Annotated in this window: 14 protein-coding genes; 7 read left to right on the plus strand and 7 right to left on the minus strand. The window is 64.4% G+C overall.

Annotated features, from left to right (window positions below; genetic code table 11):
- Positions 1–532: 532 nt before the first annotated feature.
- From BUS42_RS15155 to BUS42_RS15180, 6 genes are all read left to right on the plus strand, one after another.
- The gene (locus BUS42_RS15155) at positions 533–1,624 is read left to right on the plus strand and encodes a DUF1559 family PulG-like putative transporter (protein WP_143206482.1); all 1,092 of its coding nucleotides are present in this window, start codon (positions 533–535) and stop codon (positions 1,622–1,624) included.
- A gap of 51 nt (positions 1,625–1,675) precedes the next feature.
- Entirely contained in the window at positions 1,676–1,903 is a 228-nt protein-coding gene (locus BUS42_RS15160; RefSeq protein WP_074307627.1) for a hypothetical protein, read from the plus strand.
- A gap of 67 nt (positions 1,904–1,970) precedes the next feature.
- Positions 1,971–2,690: a hypothetical protein gene (locus tag BUS42_RS15165; RefSeq protein ID WP_074307628.1), complete on the plus strand. Its 720-nt coding sequence runs from the start codon at positions 1,971–1,973 to the stop codon at positions 2,688–2,690.
- 65 nt (positions 2,691–2,755) lie between these two features.
- The gene (locus BUS42_RS15170; RefSeq protein ID WP_074307629.1) at positions 2,756–4,186 is read left to right on the plus strand and encodes a DUF3526 domain-containing protein; all 1,431 of its coding nucleotides are present in this window, start codon (positions 2,756–2,758) and stop codon (positions 4,184–4,186) included.
- 437 nt (positions 4,187–4,623) lie between these two features.
- The gene (locus tag BUS42_RS15175; RefSeq protein WP_074307630.1) at positions 4,624–6,117 is read left to right on the plus strand and encodes a DUF3526 domain-containing protein; all 1,494 of its coding nucleotides are present in this window, start codon (positions 4,624–4,626) and stop codon (positions 6,115–6,117) included.
- A gap of 61 nt (positions 6,118–6,178) precedes the next feature.
- Positions 6,179–6,883, plus strand: a complete 705-nt coding sequence (locus BUS42_RS15180; RefSeq protein ID WP_074307631.1) for an ABC transporter ATP-binding protein — start codon at positions 6,179–6,181, stop codon at positions 6,881–6,883.
- A gap of 85 nt (positions 6,884–6,968) precedes the next feature.
- On the opposite strand, the gene BUS42_RS15185 is transcribed toward BUS42_RS15180, so the two are convergent.
- From BUS42_RS15185 to BUS42_RS15215, 7 genes are all read right to left on the minus strand, one after another.
- Entirely contained in the window at positions 6,969–7,451 is a 483-nt protein-coding gene (locus BUS42_RS15185; protein ID WP_074307632.1) for a hypothetical protein, read from the minus strand.
- On the minus strand, positions 7,438–8,412 hold the full coding sequence (locus tag BUS42_RS15190; RefSeq protein ID WP_074311084.1) for a DUF1559 domain-containing protein: 975 nt from the start codon (positions 8,410–8,412) through the stop codon (positions 7,438–7,440). The genes BUS42_RS15185 and BUS42_RS15190 overlap by 14 nt, the downstream gene beginning before the upstream one ends.
- A 411-nt stretch (positions 8,413–8,823) precedes the next feature.
- Positions 8,824–11,886 carry a mechanosensitive ion channel family protein gene (locus BUS42_RS15195; RefSeq protein WP_074307633.1) on the minus strand — a complete coding sequence of 1,021 codons (3,063 nt, stop codon included), beginning with the start codon at positions 11,884–11,886 and terminating at the stop codon, positions 8,824–8,826.
- A gap of 245 nt (positions 11,887–12,131) precedes the next feature.
- On the minus strand, positions 12,132–13,544 hold the full coding sequence (locus BUS42_RS15200) for a hypothetical protein (protein WP_074307634.1): 1,413 nt from the start codon (positions 13,542–13,544) through the stop codon (positions 12,132–12,134).
- Position 13,545: 1 nt separating this feature from the next.
- Positions 13,546–14,277, minus strand: a complete 732-nt coding sequence (locus tag BUS42_RS15205; RefSeq protein ID WP_074307635.1) for a hypothetical protein — start codon at positions 14,275–14,277, stop codon at positions 13,546–13,548.
- Between the two features lie 170 nt (positions 14,278–14,447).
- Complete coding sequence (locus BUS42_RS15210; protein ID WP_143206335.1) at positions 14,448–15,803, minus strand: phenylacetate--CoA ligase family protein; 1,356 nt, start codon at positions 15,801–15,803, stop codon at positions 14,448–14,450.
- The gene (locus tag BUS42_RS15215) at positions 15,800–16,600 is read right to left on the minus strand and encodes a hypothetical protein (protein WP_074307637.1); all 801 of its coding nucleotides are present in this window, start codon (positions 16,598–16,600) and stop codon (positions 15,800–15,802) included. The genes BUS42_RS15210 and BUS42_RS15215 overlap by 4 nt, the downstream gene beginning before the upstream one ends.
- Positions 16,601–17,023: 423 nt before the next feature.
- On the opposite strand from BUS42_RS15215, the gene BUS42_RS15220 reads away from it, so the two are divergent.
- Positions 17,024–17,500 carry a hypothetical protein gene (locus tag BUS42_RS15220; protein ID WP_074307638.1) on the plus strand — a complete coding sequence of 159 codons (477 nt, stop codon included), beginning with the start codon at positions 17,024–17,026 and terminating at the stop codon, positions 17,498–17,500.
- Positions 17,501–17,502 lie beyond the last annotated feature (2 nt).

Raw genomic sequence — 17,502 nt, forward strand, 5'->3', positions numbered from 1 at the left:
TCTTCTCGCCGTGGCCCGCCATGCAAGCATGGTCCACACCGGGGAAGTTCGTCAGGGCCATATCATACGGAGCGCCGAGGCCGAGGAGGAGGCTCTGCTCTCGAATCGGCGATCGAGCGCTCCTCCGAGCCGCCCCTACGGGCAACTGTTCCTAACCAAGGGCGCAAGCCCCTTGAGAACGAAACATAATCCAATCCGAATAATTCGCAGCCCCTAAAGGGTGCCCGTCGAACGCGTCGGGCTGGCACTGACGGTCGCCCCCGCGGGGTCTGCATCACGTGTGGATTCCTTTTCCGATATCCCCTGGGACCGTAGGCGGGACGCCCGCGGTCCCAGGAGAAGCGACCCAAGCGGGGCATGATTAGGGCGCGAGGGACGAAAAGCAGCAGAGTGGGAACGAAAGAACGTTGGCCGGCACAAATGATAGTGTAACCCGTGGACGTAGCCGAGACGCTCGGCATCGACAAGGTTCTCCCCTAAATCGATGGCTGTTCCCCTTCCCTTTCAATAAATATTGACACGCAAGGTGAAGATGATGAGACGGAACGGCTTTACACTGATCGAACTCTTGGTGGTCATCGCCATCATCGCGATCCTTATCGGGCTCCTGCTTCCCGCGGTCCAGGCAGCCCGCGAGGCGGCGCGGAGGGCCCAATGCACGAACCACCTCAAGCAAATCGGGTTGGCGATGCACAACCATCTCGACACCCACGGTTTCTTCCCCGCCAACGACCCGGCCGCCACGTACTACACCGCGCAGACCCGAATGCTCCCCTACATCGACCCGACAGTCGCCAACGGAATCATTCTCTCCGACCCAAACGCATACGTCTATTCAGGGCACTCGGGCAACCGGACGGCGAGAGAGGCGACGATCGCCGTCTTCCTCTGCCCCTCCGATCCGGTGAAGAACCGCCGCAACGAGCTGCTCCCCAGCCCAAGGATTTTCGGCAACCTGAGCTACGTCGGCAACTTCGGCTGGCCCCGGAACGCAACCGGTGTCAACGGCGAACGGACCATGAGCGACACCGCCTGGCCGAAGCCCAATGGATTGGTCTCCCTCGACTATGACATGGCGACCGAGCGGTTCGCGGCGGCCAGGTCCGACCCGAGGATCAAGATCACCCCCGCAACGGTCAGCGACGGTCTCTCCAACACCGTCGCCTACAGCGAACGGCTCAAGAACGACGGCCTGCTCTACCTGGACACCAGCGTCCCCGATACCCGAGTCGTCTATCGTTGGCTCGCAAACACCGCGCCGGAAACCCTCGTCTCCCTGGCCGCGCGCTGCCAGGCCCTGCCCCTGAGCGACCGATGGGCCGCATCGATTCGTGTGGGCGCTCAATGGCTCGATGGATATGTCTCCAACCACAACACCTACAATCACCTCATGACCCCGAACCAGAAGTCGTGCTACTTCCCGAATAGCTCAGACTGGGCCGACAACGTCCACGAATGGGACGGCGACGGCGGATCCACCGCGAGCAGCGCCCACTCGGGGGGAGTCAACACCTTGATGGGCGACGGCTCCGTCCGGTTCGCGAAACAGACGATCGACCCGAGAGTCTGGTGGGCCCTGGGATCGAACAACGGCGGGGAAAGCATCGGTGGAGACCAGTGGTGACGTCGCCTCGCCCCTGAAGTCGGCGGCACTTCCATCGGAACCGAGCGAGGCATGAGCATGACTGCGAACAGCACAAACTGGCGCCTCGGATTCCTACTGCTCACGCTGGGGCATACGAGCGGGTGCGGACCTTCTCCGGGGATCATCGCGAAACAGGATGAACAACGCCGGGAAGAGTACGAGCAACAGAAGAAGAATCCGCCTGGGCTCAGCGAGAGAGAGAAGCGGATTCGCCAGGAACGTCTCGAATTGGAATACGGCGATCTCGCCCCGAAATGATCGGGATCGACAAGGTGCAAGGCTCTGTGGTGATGAGGAGATCCGTCGTGACGGCGGGGGAGGCGCGATGAGGAACGCGAGGAACAAGGGCGGAGTCTGGTCCTCGCTGTTGGGCATCGGCCTCGGAGGGGCGTTCGCTTGGGTATTGTTGGTGGCGACCGAGCAGTCGTTCACGTTCGCCGACCAGGCCATTGCCAAATCGGGCGAGGCTCCCCTACCGTCGGTTGCGATCCGGCTGGAAACCTTGTTCCGCCGGCAGAAATTGGCCAGAGCGTCGCTCGGCCTGGGCCTGATGGGACTGGCGCTGGGTGGCACATCCTACCTCGCGACGCCCCGAGCCAAGTCGATCCGTCGAGCAACGATCACCGGCATGTCGAAGGCCGGCCTGGTCGGTCTCGCACTCGGCGCCTTGGCGGGCGCGGTGGGATTCGCCTCCTTCGGCCTCCGCGGAGTCGGCGACCAGGACCTCGCCCTGGCCTCGATCATCCACGGTCTCGTCTGGGCCGTGCTGGGGATCGCGGCCGGTATAGCAGCTGGCTTCAGGTGCTCGGATCCGACAGAAGGCCGCCGCGCCGTGGCCCGAGCAGGGGCAGGCGGCCTTGCCTGGGGTGTCCTCTATCCTCCGCTGCTCGCCTGGTTCTCCCCCTGGATCTATGTCGAGCAATTGATCCCGGAGCGGAGGGCCGTCGCGTTGGCCTGGTCGATGATCGGCGTGGTTGCCGCCGGTCTCGCCGCCAGCCGGGTTGGCTATCCGGCCACCTCTCCCCCTTCGGAACAGGTTTCCTGAGCGTCCCCCTCCCGATCACGCGGCCTCATTTTTTGCATGATCGATATCGAGGAACGAGATCCCCTATGCTCTGGAAGGTAGTCGGCAAAGAACTGCGCGAGCTTTCCCGCGATCAACGGCTATGCCGGTCGGTCGCCGTCGTCCCGGTTCTGCTCGTTGGCGTCCTCGCGATCGGCGGGTACGAATCGCGGCGGCTCGGTAACGTCCAGCGCCAGTCGCAGCACGCCGCGCGGGAGAACTGGCTGAATCAAGGCCAGCGCGATCCCCACGGCGCAGCCCATCACGGCATCTTCCTGTTCAAGCCGAAGCCCCCCTTGGCCTTCTTCGACCCCGGACTCGACCCCTACCTGGGAACAACCGTCAGGATCGAGGCGCATCATCAGCATCGCCTGGCAAACCGACCGGCCGCGGACGCGACGGACTCGTTGCGATTCGACGCCTCGACCACGGCCCTCATGCTCCAGGTCGTGCTCCCTCTGGTCGTTATCCTGCTCGGCTTCTCGGCCGTTTCCGGAGAGCGTGAGCGAGGGACGCTTCCCCTCGTGCTCAGCCTCGGGATCCCGAACCGAACGCTGGTCCTCGGCAAATCGATCGCGATCCTGGCGGTGGTCGGGCTCATCATCGCGCCACTCGCCCCGATCTTTGGCTGGGTCCTCACGACTACGGAGGATGGAGGCTCGCCCTCAGATATCGTGATCCGGGCGGGCCTACTCGCGTTCGGCTACGCGGCCTACCTGGGAGGGTGGATCGGCTTCACCCTGGCCGTCTCTGCTCGGGCAAAGTCCTCCAAGGTGGCCCTCATCCTTCTCATCGCCGTCTGGGCGACGTCGACGCTGCTCGTGCCCCGCTTGGCGAACGAGTCGGCAAGCCGCCTCCATCCCCTCCCCACGCAGGAGGAGCTCGAGCAGAAGTCCAACCGCGCCGCCCGCTTCAACGCCAAAGGTGAGAATCCGGTCCGCGCGATGGTCAATGAGCTGGAGGCCAAGTACCTGGCGAAATATCAGGTCAAGCGGAAGCAAGACCTCCCGATCAACTTCGAGGGCGTCATGATGCAGGCCTCCGAAGAATTCACGGACAAACTCCACGATGAAGCCAACGCATCCCTCGAGGCGATCTTCGGCCGCCAGGACCAGGTCGTGGGGAGTTGCGCCTGGGCGTCGCCCTTTCTCGCGATCCGGATGGCCTCGATGTCGCTGACGGGGACCGACCGGCCGCACCATGAGCGATTCAGCCGGGCCGCAGAGACGTATCGTCGCGGCCTCATTCGGGCGATGAATGAAGCCCTCGCCCGCCAGAAGCCGGCGGGGCCGACGGAGGAAGGCGGGCAGGCCGGCCGAGACCTGTGGGAGTCGGTGGATACGTTCCGCTATCGAATGCCTGACTGGACCTGGGCCGCCCGTAACTCCGCCCCCGGGCTCATCCTGCTCCAGGCCTGGTTCGTCCTCTCAGCCGGCCTCGCCCTTACGGCCAAACCCCGGATTCAGAACGACGAATAGAGAGGCCTACCGCCGAGTTACCCACGCTCGCGCCGGTATCCGCCCCGACGTGGCGACCCCAGTAACCCCGAACAATGAACAATGAACAATTTATTCGTCATGTCTCCACTCCAAACACACAACAGGATAGCCTAACTCGGGGGAGGATAAAGCCCACACCCCTCGGCCCCGGTGGGCGTCCCCCGTTCGACCGCCTTTCAGGGCGAATGAGCGTCCTGGGCGGGTCTCCAGCGGGCTGCCCTGAGAAACCTCGGGCCGCCCCGCTTGGTAGAAAGCATGGGACTCGGCGAACGATCCCGAACTGTCATGCGCCACACATCGGGGCTGAATCAGAGCTGGTTCCCTCGATTCCTCCACTTGAATGCAATGCGAGGGGCATTCCGCTCTCGCCCGCCTTGTAAACGGTGCCCCCCCCCTCAGTGCTGGAGTCGATTGGCATGCACTCAACACTTCCGCATTTCTTTCATTTAGTCAAATGGGAATGGCGGCTCGCGGCAGCCGAACGGTCCTTCGGATTGACGCTGGCGATTCTGGCCGTGCTCACGGGGCTCGCCTTCGGCGTGGGCTTGTCGTGGTCTGGTGAACGCCGGGCCGTCATCGATCAGTTTCGAGCCAAGGAGATCGAGAACCACAAGTTCCTCCGCTCGGCCTTCACGGATCAGACCGATCTCGAACAAATCGCGGGCCGCTCGCTGAACGACCATGAGAAGTCGCACGCGAAGACCGTGCGCGTGATCGCGAAGTTGCCGACGTCGCTCGCCTATTTCGGGGCGCTCTGGAATGCGTTACTTCCCCCGGCGCCGCTTGCTCCCCTCTCGATCGGCCATAGCGACCTCTGGCCGGACCGCCTCAAAATCACGGCGCGATCGAAGCGGACCAATTTCGAGCGTGAAGACATCATCAACCCGTTCCAGCTCGCGACCGGGCCCTTCGACCTCGCCTCGCTGGCTGTCGCTCTCTTCCCGTTGGTCCTGCTCGTGCTCAACCACGACCTGATCTCGACGGACCGCGAGCGAGGCGTCCTGGCCTTGACGCTCTCTCAGCCGACTCCCTATCTCCAGGTTGTCCTGGCCAGGCTCCTTGTCCGCGTCGGCGTGCCGGTGTCCCTGGTCGTCGGCGTGTCCGCGCTAGGGCTGCTCGCGGGGGGGACGAACCTTCTCAATCCTGCGACGGCGGCCCGGTTCACAGTTTGGGCCGCGCTCGTCCTCGTCTACGGTGCGCTCTGGGGGGGGCTGGCTCTGACTTTGAACACGCTCGGCGGCTCGTCGATTGCCCACGCGATCGCCCTGATGGCCTGCTGGATTGGGATGGTCATCGTCGTCCCGGCCGCGATCAGCAAAGGGGCCGCCTTCGCTTCACCGCCCCCCCCTCGAGCCGAGCTCATTACCTTCGAGCGCGAAGTCAACGCCGAAGCCGAGAAGAAGGGCCGGGAACTCCTCGATCAATACTATCGCGACCATCCCGAGCTGGAACGGCCGAACAAGCAAGCAGATCCCTATGGCCAAATGCGTTGGAACGTGATCGGGTTCGAAGTCGATCGGCAGATGCGGCCCGTCCTCCAGCGTCATCGCGATCGGATTACGGATCAGGTCCGATTCGCGGGGCTGTGGCAGTCCCTCTCCCCGGCCCTCGCCGTCAAGGCGGCGATGGACGACCTCGCCGGGACCAGCCTCACACATCACCTCGAGTTCACGGCGCTCGCCGAGCAGTACCACACCGAGTTCATGGATTATCTGCGTCCGAAGATGATGACCCGAGACGATCTGATCCTGGACGACTACGACCGCCTACCGAGCTACAGCGGGCTTGACCTCGGGCAACGACTTCACCCGACGCAGCTCGGGCGGAGCTTTCTAATCCTCGGTTCCTGGACCGCGACTCTCTACGTCGTCGGGTTGGTTCGCTTGCGCAGTCCCATCACGACGTCTTGAATTTGCATTTTCGTGAATCCTTGGATTCGCCCCCTTTATTTCCCTCAACGAGACCTGTTCGATGCTTGAAGCGATCGGTCTGACGAAGCGTTACGACGGGCAGCTCGCCCTCGACCGACTCACCCTCACAATCGAGCCCGGGGAGGTGTTCTGCCTCCTGGGGGGCAACGGTGCGGGCAAGACGACGACCATCAACCTCTTCCTCAACTTCATCCAGCCGACCTCGGGGACGGTTCGCGTCAAGGGGCTGGATGTGGTTGAGAACCCGCTCGAGACCAAGCGATACCTGTCCTACATCCCTGAGCAGGTCATGCTCTATAAAAACTTCTCGGGCCTGGAAAACCTGGAATACTTTGCCACCCTGGCCGGTAAAGGTCATTATTCTCGCGAGAATCTGGCCGACTTCCTCACTCGTTCCGGGCTGCCGGCCCAGGCAACGAGTCGGCGGGTCTCGACGTACTCGAAAGGGATGCGTCAAAAGGTGGGAATCGCAATCGCCCTGGCCAAGGAGGCCGAGGCACTCCTGCTCGACGAACCGACCTCCGGCCTGGACCCGAAGGCCTCCAACGAGTTCTCGGGACTGCTCGAACAGCTCAGTGATGCGGGCGTCGCAGTCCTCATGGCCACCCACGACCTCTTCCGCGCCAAGGAGTCGGGCACCCGATTCGGGATCATGAAACAAGGTCAATTGGTTGACACGATGCGCACCGACGAGATCGGTCACGCCGATTTGGAGCGACTCTACCTCAGCCACATGCATGACTGATCCCATCAACACCCGCAAATCTATTGTCCCCTCCACCCCAGGTCGAGCCGTCCGGTGTTTGGTCCCCGGACGGCAGGCGGCTCGGTTACCGCTTCAGTGGTTTGGCGGGCGGGCTGACCAGCGGGAAGGACAACGGCTCCTTCGGTCCCCCGGAGGGAATCTCGGCCTTGAGTACCGAGTTGATGTTGTACGACTTGGGGACGACGTTGACCGTCGCGTCGACCAGCATCCCCGGGTCGTCGGCATGCGGGACCTTCTTCCCCGTGGGCTGGAGGCTGTAGATCTCGACGCGATAGGGGCCGGGGCTAAGGCCGTCGGCATCGGCGAGCCGGAACGCCCCATCGGCGATCGGGCCCGAGGCCGAGGCGCCTTGCTGGAGCGCGTTGAAGCTGATCGTGCCGGTGTTGAGTGGTTTCCCGTCGAGCGTGACCGTGCCCTCGACCGGGAACCTTGAGAAGCCGTCGGCCGACGAGCCGCCGCACCCGGCGACCGACGCGATGAGGAGTGCGAGACCAAGCGCCACCGACGGCCGACCCCTGACCGTGCGAAACGAATCAGTACTGGTCACTGGAGATCACCTCCCCGCCCCGCATGGTGCTCAGCCCTTGCCAAGGGGGCAGCGCGATCGAGTCCTTGAAGTAGCGGACCGAGCCGTCGCAGAGCAGGCCATTGACGCCGCCCGGGTGCCGGCTGCGGGCGCCCATGTAGAACGTCAAGGAGTGCGTGGAGTCGGTGTCGTTGATACAAGGGATGCCTTGCCCAGGGTCGTGAACGCAAACGCTGAGGTCCGGCAGACGGCTGTTGGGTCCGAACCGGGTCGAGACCTGATAGCAGGCACTGTCGTCATTCCAGAGCCGGCCGCGGCGGTCAGTGGCTTGCGGATTCCCGCTGGGTGAGGGGGTCTGACGCATCTCCAACATCGCCAGCGTGTTGCTGGTCCCATCGATGATTTCGGCGAAACTGGCCCCATAGCTCATGTAGAACGGAGCCGCCGCCACCTTGGTCCCGAACCCCTGGTCCCAGTATTCCTTCGTTCCCCAGTTCGGGCCGTAGTTCCCCTTCGGGTCCCTCGGGTCATTCGCGGCGCCGGCGAGTTGGCCGAAGACTTGCGGGGTATCGGACGGGCACTGATAGATCGCCAGGCGGACGGTGCGTGTGGTCAGATTGTCGGGAGTATTAAAGACCAGGTTCATATTATAAGCATTGTAAGCACTCTGCTGTTCATAGTACGGCAACAGGCCCACCACAAACGGCTGCTTGAAGGTCGTGGGCAGGTTCGTAATCGGGTCGATCATGCTCGTTCCGGTGAGCGGGTTGCGACCGACGCCGATGGGGAACCGATCGTTCACACCATGATAGTTGTGCAGCGCCAGGCCGAGCTGCTTGAGGTTGTTCACGCACTGCATCCGCCGGGCGGCCTCGCGCGCCGCCTGCACCGCGGGGAGAAGTAAGGCGATCAGGACGGCAATAATCGCAATCACTACGAGCAGTTCGATCAGGGTGAACGCGTCGCGTCGGCTCGACTTCATGATCCTGGCCTCCGGATATCCCCGTGACTTCACCCGGATCGGATCACGATGCGGCTTGCGCATTGCATCACCCCGCCGTCGGAGGGGCCGTGCCGGGTTCGGTGCGCCGGGAGGAATGATGGTGTCTGCGAGTCGGTGGTGCTCTCAGCGAGCGTCGGCATGCGAAGAGACGAAAAGCTTGGCGTGTGCGTAGGTTTTCAGGAATCAGAACGGCGAGATCAAGCGTGTTGGTCTCCGACGCCCATCAATCACAGTCATATTTTTGTTAAACTACCGAGTGCCCTGGCACAACGCAAGGGAGCAAGCGAAGGAATCAACATGCGACCATGATGGAACGAGAACGATCCCCGCAAGCGGATCAGGGCCGCTCGCGAGGATCGTATCCTTATTCGGGTCGCGGGGGACGGTCGGTCAATCGGTCGAAGTGGAGAACCCACTGGCGGGGAAGCTGATCCCGTGCCGCGAGGCCTCCGGGCGTTCGCGACCGAACGGCTTCGACATCCGAGGGCCCGGCGTGGGCTCGGCGCCGGAGCTGGCCAGGTGGATCGTCTGGGTCGGGAAGGCGAGCTCGACGCCAAGACGCTCGGCCTGCACCAGGATCTCCCGACTCAGCTCGTCGCGGCAGGCCATTTCCTCGGTGAAGGAAGGCACTCGGAAGAAGAGCTGGATGAAAAGCTCCACGCAGCTTGCACTCAGGCCACCGATATGAATCTCGATCTTGTCGGGGATGAACCGGGGCTGCTGGCTCGCCGCGAACGCCCTCAGGGCGTCACGCAAGGCGACGAGTTTGTCAGTCGGCGTGCCGTAGGCCAGCGAGATGGTGGTGCGGAAGCGTCGGCAGGTTCGGGCGCCTCGGTTGTCGATCAGGGCGGCGGCCATGACTGAGTTGGGGATCGTGAGCAACGAGTCCTCGAAGGTGCGCAGCCGGGTCGAGCGGAAGCCGACGCTCTCGACCGTTCCTTCCACGTTCTGGACCGCGACATGTTCGCCGATGCGGAACGGATGCTCGCCGATCAGCAGAAGGGTTCCGAAGAAGTTCTTGAGGGTGTCCTGGGCCGCGAGCGACGCGGCCAAACCGACCAAACCGAGCCCGGCGAGAAGCTGGGTGAGGGTCTCGCGGCTGCCGATCAGGTAGACCTGACAGGAGGCCACCACCACCAGCACGGCCAGCTTCATGCCGTTGGCGGCCGTCGGCACGATCATGTCGCTGAGGCTGCGGCGGTCGTGCAGCCGCTCGCTCCGGGCGTAGAGGATCATTCCCAGGTCGATCAGGCGGAAGGCCGTCCAGCCCAGCAGGCCGATCCAGACCACTTTCACGGCCGGAATCGTGGCCCCGACGACGGCCGCGGGCAGGTCGAGCAACCGGAGAAGGTGGTAGAGGCAGATCAGGCCGAGCTGGAACGAGAGGGGCCGCAATTTGCTGGCGACCAGCTCGCGATCGAGGTCGAACCCGCCCCAACGCAGGGCGCGGCAGGCCAACCGCTCGATGACCTGGAGCCCCAACCACGACGCGACCCCGCAGGTCAGCAGGGCGATTGCCAGGCCGACCCACTGATAGAGGTCGAGCCCCGGCGCAGGGCCACGGAGCCAGGCGGGCAACTGATGGCGAAGCCAGAGCGAGGGAACCACCCGGATCGAGGGGATCGCCGTCACCGCCCGCTCGCGTGACAAGGTCGCGTCGACCGGGCGATCGGCCAGGCCGCGGAACATCGACTCGATCCGCGCGACCGTCTCGCGTGAGAACTGCCAGTCGCCGAGGCGAGGCTCTTCGGAGCGTCTTACCAGGTCGATCCGCCCCAACGGGCCACGGTAATAGTGATACCGGGGGCCGTCGGCCTCGGATGGGAGTTCCTCCACCGCCACTCGGCCGATCCGGTCAAGAACGAACTTGAGCTTGTAGGCGAGGATCGTGCCCAGCTCTTCACGGGCGCCCTGAGGCACGCCGTCGAGGTCGAGGCAGCGGGCCGCCAGATCGAGATCGCCATTGTCAGAGGCATGCAGAAGGGTTCGCATGACCTGTTGTGCCGAGTGAAAGTTCGACCGCCGTTCGCGGGCCGTCTTCTCCTCGGGGGTGAGCCGCTCGAACAGGTCGGGCACGCGGGACACGGTCTCACGGTCGAATCGCCAGGCGCCATCCTTGCTTCGAGCCAGGGTGACCTGCCAATCGGTGTCGCGACCGAGGACCAGCGAGTCCGCCTCCCAGGTGTCGGCGACCGACATCAAATCGACGCGGAGCCGGTGCAAGACCGCTTCGAGCTTGGCGGCCAGCCGCAGCCCCATGCTGGTGCGAATCTCAGGCGCCAGCGAGTCGAGTTCGAGGCAGGCGAGCAAGTCCCGCGACCGATCGCCGTCGAACTCCAGCTCGTCCATCGACTCGAGAAACAGGCGGAGCGTCTTTCGGGGCGAGCCCAGCCCGGCCGGCACGCCCGCCGGCGGCGGCACCTTCGCCTCGCGGTCGGTGACCAGAACGTCCTCACCGATCACCACGCCGATGGTGGCGTAGCGTGGGTCGGGCGTCCTGGCGCGAAACCCCTCGACCAGCGCATCGAGGTTGCGCAGGCTACCGCGTGTGAACAGCCAGGCGTCCTGCCCTTCGGGAAGTCGGACCCGCTCCAGCATGATCCGCCCGCGATGGTTGGAGTGCCAGACGTAGCGATAGCCTTCCGGGTCGTTGGGGACCTCTTGTGAGAACATGAACCCACACCGCTGCATCACGAACGCGAGCTTCCGCGCCATCTTCGCGCCCTCGGTGGCGCGGAGCTTGGACGGGATGTCGCGAAGGTCCAGGCACCGTGCGGCCGCCGCGAAGTCGCGCCGACCCATCGCGGCCCCGGCGAACGTGCGAATCGTCGCGGCCGGATCGGTCCGCCCCTCGGCCATTTTCGACCGGGCCTCTTGCGCCTCATGTTGCCCGGCGGAAGCAAGCTTCCTCAATCGCCCAATCCGCCCAACCGTGGTCGAGTCAAACTGCCAGAGGCCGTCAGCCTGCTTCGCCAACGCAATCGGCTGTCCCCCCACCTCGTCCAGCACCACCCGGTCCCCTTCGGAGTGATCGGGGACTGAGTAGAGTGGGATCCCTTGGCGATTCAGGATGAATTCAAGTTGATGGGCGAGCAGCGCGGCGTCCCGCTCGCGCATCTCGGGGTCGAGGCCGTTCAGGTCGAGGCAGTCGATCGCATTGACGATCAGGCTGGGTGAGCGGTCATAGCCCGTGATCGCGAAGTAGAACGTCTCCAACATCTTGCGCGGCGTCGTACGGTTATTCCAGCGCGCGGCCTCACTCGGCTTCGCACCGGCGTACTCGGCAGCGGGGGCGGGGGCGGCGGGAGTGTCGGCAGTTTTGGGGTCGGGGGTCAGAGCGGGGAGTGGGGGGAGTTCGATAGTGGGGGCTTTGGGGTCGGAGGTCTGAGCCGGCAGCGCCGGCGATCCGAGCACCAAAACGATCAAGATCAGCGAGAGCCTCAAGATGTTCATGGGGACGTCCCTGCCTCGCGATGCGGAACGAGCCGGGCGTCAGTCCTGATCCCGCCTGTTTCGGATCGCGGGCCACCCGGCTCGGGGGCATGGAGGATACTCGTTCCTCACATCGAATCAAGTCGAATCACAAGCCCATCTTTTGCAACGATCACCATCATTTCGGGCAAATGACGCACCGTTGCAGCGCCAATCGTTGCAGCGGCTCATGATCGGGCCGTCCGGCGGCTGGCACCCGCCCTGGCCTACGATCGGACGGCCTTCTTCTTCAGGTTGACAATGACATAACACGTTTCGAGGTGAGGATCCGCGGAACGGATACGCTGCCGGATCCGTGTGTCGGCCGCGTTGATCCGGCTGGCCCCGCGTGGGTAGGCACCGAGGAACTGCTCGAGGAGGGGATGTCGGGCCGAGATCAAGTTCCGGGTGAAACAGAGGTCGGCTCGCGCGTCGAAGCCCGCCCGACCGACGAATCGTTCGTATTCGCCCATGATACGGCCAAGCTCGCGTCGGCCGCGGTAGGCGACCGCGCCGACCCAATAGTCGCCGGTGTGCAGGAGGCCGAGTTCGTTGTCGACCGTCTGGATCACATCGATCGACTCGATGAAGTGCTCCATGGCGTAGTAGAGATCCAGGGGCAAGTCCTGGCGGCGTGCGAGCCTGTGGTAATAGAGCCGGATCGGTTCGAGGGTGATGGCGACCCGGATTGCCTTCCTGCACGCCGGGTTTAGGTACGCCGAGGCCTCCTCGGTGCACAGGCAGAGGAACGGGATGTTCGACCCCGCGACATCGCAGAACAGGTGCTCCTCGGCGTCTCCGGCCAACCGGCAGAGGATGGCGTAGTGCTGCCAGTAGCGCTGCGCGTCCTGGGTGCCCGCGAAGTCAAACGTGCGCCGGTCGAGGATCGACCGGAGGGTACGATAGGGGAAGCTCCCCACGGCCTCTTCGCCCCCGAGGACGACCTCGGCCTGGATCCCGTAGGCGTGCGCGACGAGATAGAGCGCCATGGCCTTCTCGGCGCAGTTGCCCCCGTCGCCTTCGAGGATCCGATCGAGGGTCTGATCGCAGCCCCTGAACGGCGAGCAAGGCTCGAGGTAGCGGGAATAGGTCTCGTAAGGAGCGGCATGGATCCGTCCCGCGACCGCGGTGAGGAAGCGGCGGACCCGGTCAGGGGCGTCGAGCCGCAGGACAGTCCCGGCCTCCCGGCCGTAGGCCTCCTCGACGACGGATTCGACGAATTCCGAAAAGGCGTCGGCCCTGAGTCCCCAGCGCCGCGACAGGTAGGCCGGCCAATTCCGGGTATAGCCCGTGTGGGATCGGTCGATCTCGATCGGGATCGGGCCGGCGGCAGTCGCGCCGTCGAACCGATGATCCAGATCGCACGCCCGGCCGCCGATCTTGAACCGGAGGTCGGGGTCGAGCTCGCCCAGGGCTCCCCCGTCCGTGAGGAGGAACAGGCTGTCCGCGTATCGTCTCAGCTCGAGGAGTTGCCCTGCCGAGGCGGAGGCGGAGGCGGAGGCGAGCGTCTCAAGATCAGCGAAGCGATAGAACGAGAACAGGTCCCCGAGGGTCCGGACCCGACAGGCATGGGGTATGGCGATCTTCAGGGACGAGTCCCGGACGGGGTCGATGAGGACGAATTCGAACCGGCCTGTCAATTTAGAGCATCCCTCCCCCGAAGCCACCTCCCCCGAAGCCACGTCGGGGATTGCCACCTCTTCCCCCCCTGCAACTGAACAACAGGAAGGGCAAGCTCAACATGGCGATCATGAGCATGCCCAGTGTGCCGAAGATGCTCCTCCGATTGAAGTCCGCGGCGGGTCCTGCCGCGCCTGCACCCGCCCACGCACCCGCACCGGCACCGGCGGGCGAGGTGTCGATCGGGTCGAACCGTGCCCACTGATCCAGCTCGGGCAGGGGCTCGTCGTCGGCGTAGAACTCGATCACTACGTCCAGGATCTTGTCGTCGAAGCTGCCGTCGTCGAACACGCTGGTCCCAAGATGGCTGCGGACGGTGTCATCGGGGTTGAGGGGACCGGGCCCGTGATTGATGTAAAACAGCACCTTGCCCGAATGCTCGCGCACCTTGGCGAACATTTGCCGGAGGAGCATGCGTTTCTTCGGCAGCATCGGGTCCATGTGCAGCCACGGCTCCAGCCAGGATGCCATCTCGGCCTCCTGCTCGGGCCCGGGGGCGAAAAAGTAGGTCTGGAACAGCTTGCGGAGGGAATAGCCCTCGAACCGCTCGTCGAGGTAGACGAAGAAGCAGCGATCGAGATCGAGGTCCTCCGGCGTGATCCGGAGGCAGAACTGCTCCCCTGCGTACCGTTGCAGGTCGGGCGGACGGTAGGTCAACGTCTCGCCGGGCGCGGTCTTGGCATAGGCACACACGGGCGGACTCCCGGACCAAGGCGTACTCGCTGATCTCGAGACCCGCCCCGGCGGACACGCCGGCCGGGCAAATTGCGGAATTCACTCGAGTCCCGATCTTCCCACCCTAGTGGGCCTGCTCGACCATGGCAAGGGCATCGGATTCCCGGATCGGCCGGCACTGCTCAAGGTCAGAGGCCGCCGGGTGTCCGATCCGGCGACGAACCATCGGCGTCCTCCCACGAGTCGTCGCCCAGGTAGCGACGTCGATCGGTCACGCGGCGGACCTTGCGCCGGTCGAACGCCTCGTCGGTGTGGAAGTCCAACTGGAAGCGCACGAGCCCGAACTGGTAGAGGTCGTCCAGTTCGAAGATCTCGTATCTCAGGACGTCCAGGAGCTCGCGTTCGAGCGGCGCCAACCGATCCGGGAGGTCGATCCGCATGAGGGTATGCCCCTCCGACTCGGGGAGGTCGCTGAGGGTGATCGCGAGCAGGCCGAGGTCCCCGGCGACCCGATTCAAGGCGTCGAGGATGGTTTGATAGCGGAGTTTCATGCCGGCGAGCACGAAACCCTCGTGGGTGCGCTCGACGACGGTCAGCCGGGGAGAGGCCTCTCCGCACCCGCACGGCCGGGTCGTGACCCGGACCACGTCGCCGACGCGATATTTCACGACGGGGTGGTCGCGGAGGTGCCAGGTCGTCAAGTAGAGCTCGCCCTGCACCGTCTGATCGTCGACGAATTCCGGCCGGGCGATCGTCGCGCCGATCAGAGTCGGATCGAAGTGGTCCCCTGCCCCGCAGTCACACTCGCCGGCCAACCCGCCGGTCTCGGTGGTTCCATAGAAGGAATAGACGCGGCAGCCGAGCGTTTCGGCGATCTCCCTCCTGAACTCGGGGTGCATCGGCTCGCCCATGGAGATGAGGGAACGGATGGGCGACCGGCGGCGGGGCCAGACCGACCGCAGGTGGGGCCAGGACCGGACCAGGAGGCTCGGTAGTGTGAGGAATACGTCCGGCGCGAGGCCTCGAATTGGCTTCAGCGACCGCCCGTAATCGCGATTGAGGTGGAGGAAGGTCGCCCGCCGGACCCCGACGTCCCTCGCGGCCCGGAAGTAGAAGTCGTAGATCTCGGGAAATCCGACGTCGGCGCAGACGAACGTATCCCCGCCCCGCATCCCGGCCCTGCGGAAGACCCGCGCGGTGATCGCCTGCTCGGCGAGCTCGTCGGCCGGGGTCGCCAGCCGCAGGACACATCGGCCGGTGGATCCCGAGCTGTAATCGCAGACAAATCGGTCGCCGCTGAGCCGCGAGAGCGCCTCGGGCTGGAGGATGTCGCGATAGTCCTCCCGGCTCGTGTGCGGGAACCGGCCGAGGACCTCGATGGGTGAATCCTCCGGGAGCAACCCCGAGCCATCCATGACGGCCCGGTAGTGGCCGAATTCGCGGTAAAGCCGCGCGAAGAATCGCCTCATCCGATCGAGGTCGCGCTCGCGCGTCCCGAGGAGGCTCACCGACCCGTCCTCATGACGATGAAACCGGACCATCATGAGGCTTCCTTCTTCGGGGCATTTGCCGTCGGCAGGCGCTGACCGAGGCCGTAACGGACGAGTGGGAAACACGTGAATTGCAGCTTGCTGACGTGCGAGAGGAGGGACGCCGGGTCGACCTCGATCAGCAGTTGTTCCGCGTCATAGTCGTACACGGGCCGGCCGGCCGCACGCGATCCGATGAGGTCGACCTCGTCGGCGTAGAGCAGCGAAGGGTATTCGAGATCGTCGATCGGGCGATCGCCGCAATGCTCGACGAGCATCACCGTGTGTCGCGGCCGCTCGAGCGCATGGCGCAGATGTCGGCGGCTCGTCAGCACAACATAGTCGGGATCGTGGATGGCGACGTCCTCCCGGAGATCGTCGCCCGCTCCGTTCAGGAAGGTCACGGAAGCCTGGAACCCCTCCCAGTAGATCCCCTTGGCGAGTTCGCAGGCGAACGGCCCGCGCCGCCCGTCGGCCACGATCAGGAATCGCGGGGACGCGCCGAAGTCGACGCCAAGATCGTGCAACGCCCGGACGATCCGCCGTTGCCTGAGCACGAGCTCGGCCTCGTCCTCGGGGACGGTGAACGGGAACCGGCTCGCGTCCTTGAAATACGGCGGCAAGGTCCCGATCATCGCCTCCCGGTCGACGACGCAGTCGAGCAGGCCGGCCGCCCGGTGATAGTCCGAGACTGAGACGAACGGGATCTCGGAGACGTCGGCCGGCTCCGCCTCATACACCTCGCCGTAGAATCGAGTCAGTCGAAAAGCCTTGCCGGCCGTGGCGATCAGAACGTCCTCGACATCGGACATGAACCGCTCCAGGACGTAACATCAAATCACTCAACACCACAACACACAAACATCAATGTCTAGCCAAGTTCCGGACCCTCCGTCGGGCAATTCGGAGCAGAGCGACGACCGACTTCATCCAGCCGGAATTCCCCGGATGAGTGTGGCCCCGCACCGCCGGAACCGCGCCTGGGCTTGGACTGGCCGCTTCATTGGATACGGGCCGAGGTCTCGTGTCCAGAGGAGAAGCTGATTGGACCGCGGTGGCCGGCGACGGCGTTTAGGCATTGTAAGGAGGCTCCTGGATGGCCAGTATTGACGATGGTACTGGTCCAATCCCAGGGGCGCACTTCGCCGGGTTAGTCCGTCGCCCCCTCAAACGCAGCAACAACATCAAGCCATTATCGCATAACGATAATTTATTTATCACCTCGTCCACGAACCTTGATATTTTTTACAGTCATCGTCTCGATCTCGTTCCTGGGTGACCTTGCTGCCCTGGCGCAAGGCGAGCCACCACCGTCAAACTCCCGCGAACAGGAGCGAGCCCCGCATCCTCGGGTCAAAGTCATCGAAAACGGCGATTCCAAGCGGAAACCCGAAGACTGCCGTGGAATCATCGTCGGGGTGGGAGTCAATCAGCCCGATCACTTCCCCGGTTACGGCGGTTTCGTGGGCTGGGAGTCGCCGATCCGGCTCAAAAATGGCGTGTGGCTCGTCGGCTTCAACGCGGGCTACTGGCATGCGTCCGCCGGTTACGGCAAGGCGATGGGACTCCCCGACGGGTCGCTCTTCATCACGTCTATCGCGACCGGCAGCCACCGGACCGAGGATGCGAAAAACAACGGTATCCGCTGTATTCGCCTGCGCGTCCGGGCGGACCATTCCGGCATTGACCTCCTGCCAGCGCCGAATCGATGACC

The sequence above is a fragment of the Singulisphaera sp. GP187 genome (assembly GCF_900129635.1).
Lineage (GTDB): Bacteria > Planctomycetota > Planctomycetia > Isosphaerales > Isosphaeraceae > Singulisphaera.

Coding starts and splice junctions, on each gene's coding strand:
- BUS42_RS15155 (WP_143206482.1), top strand. CDS start 533: ATGATGAGACGGAACGGCTTTACACTGATCGAACTCTTGGTGGTCATC.
- BUS42_RS15160 (WP_074307627.1), top strand. CDS start 1,676: ATGAGCATGACTGCGAACAGCACAAACTGGCGCCTCGGATTCCTACTG.
- BUS42_RS15165 (WP_074307628.1), top strand. CDS start 1,971: ATGAGGAACGCGAGGAACAAGGGCGGAGTCTGGTCCTCGCTGTTGGGC.
- BUS42_RS15170 (WP_074307629.1), top strand. CDS start 2,756: ATGCTCTGGAAGGTAGTCGGCAAAGAACTGCGCGAGCTTTCCCGCGAT.
- BUS42_RS15175 (WP_074307630.1), top strand. CDS start 4,624: ATGCACTCAACACTTCCGCATTTCTTTCATTTAGTCAAATGGGAATGG.
- BUS42_RS15180 (WP_074307631.1), top strand. CDS start 6,179: ATGCTTGAAGCGATCGGTCTGACGAAGCGTTACGACGGGCAGCTCGCC.
- BUS42_RS15190 (WP_074311084.1), bottom strand. CDS start 8,412: ATGAAGTCGAGCCGACGCGACGCGTTCACCCTGATCGAACTGCTCGTA.
- BUS42_RS15195 (WP_074307633.1), bottom strand. CDS start 11,886: ATGAACATCTTGAGGCTCTCGCTGATCTTGATCGTTTTGGTGCTCGGA.
- BUS42_RS15210 (WP_143206335.1), bottom strand. CDS start 15,803: ATGATGGTCCGGTTTCATCGTCATGAGGACGGGTCGGTGAGCCTCCTC.
- BUS42_RS15215 (WP_074307637.1), bottom strand. CDS start 16,600: ATGTCCGATGTCGAGGACGTTCTGATCGCCACGGCCGGCAAGGCTTTT.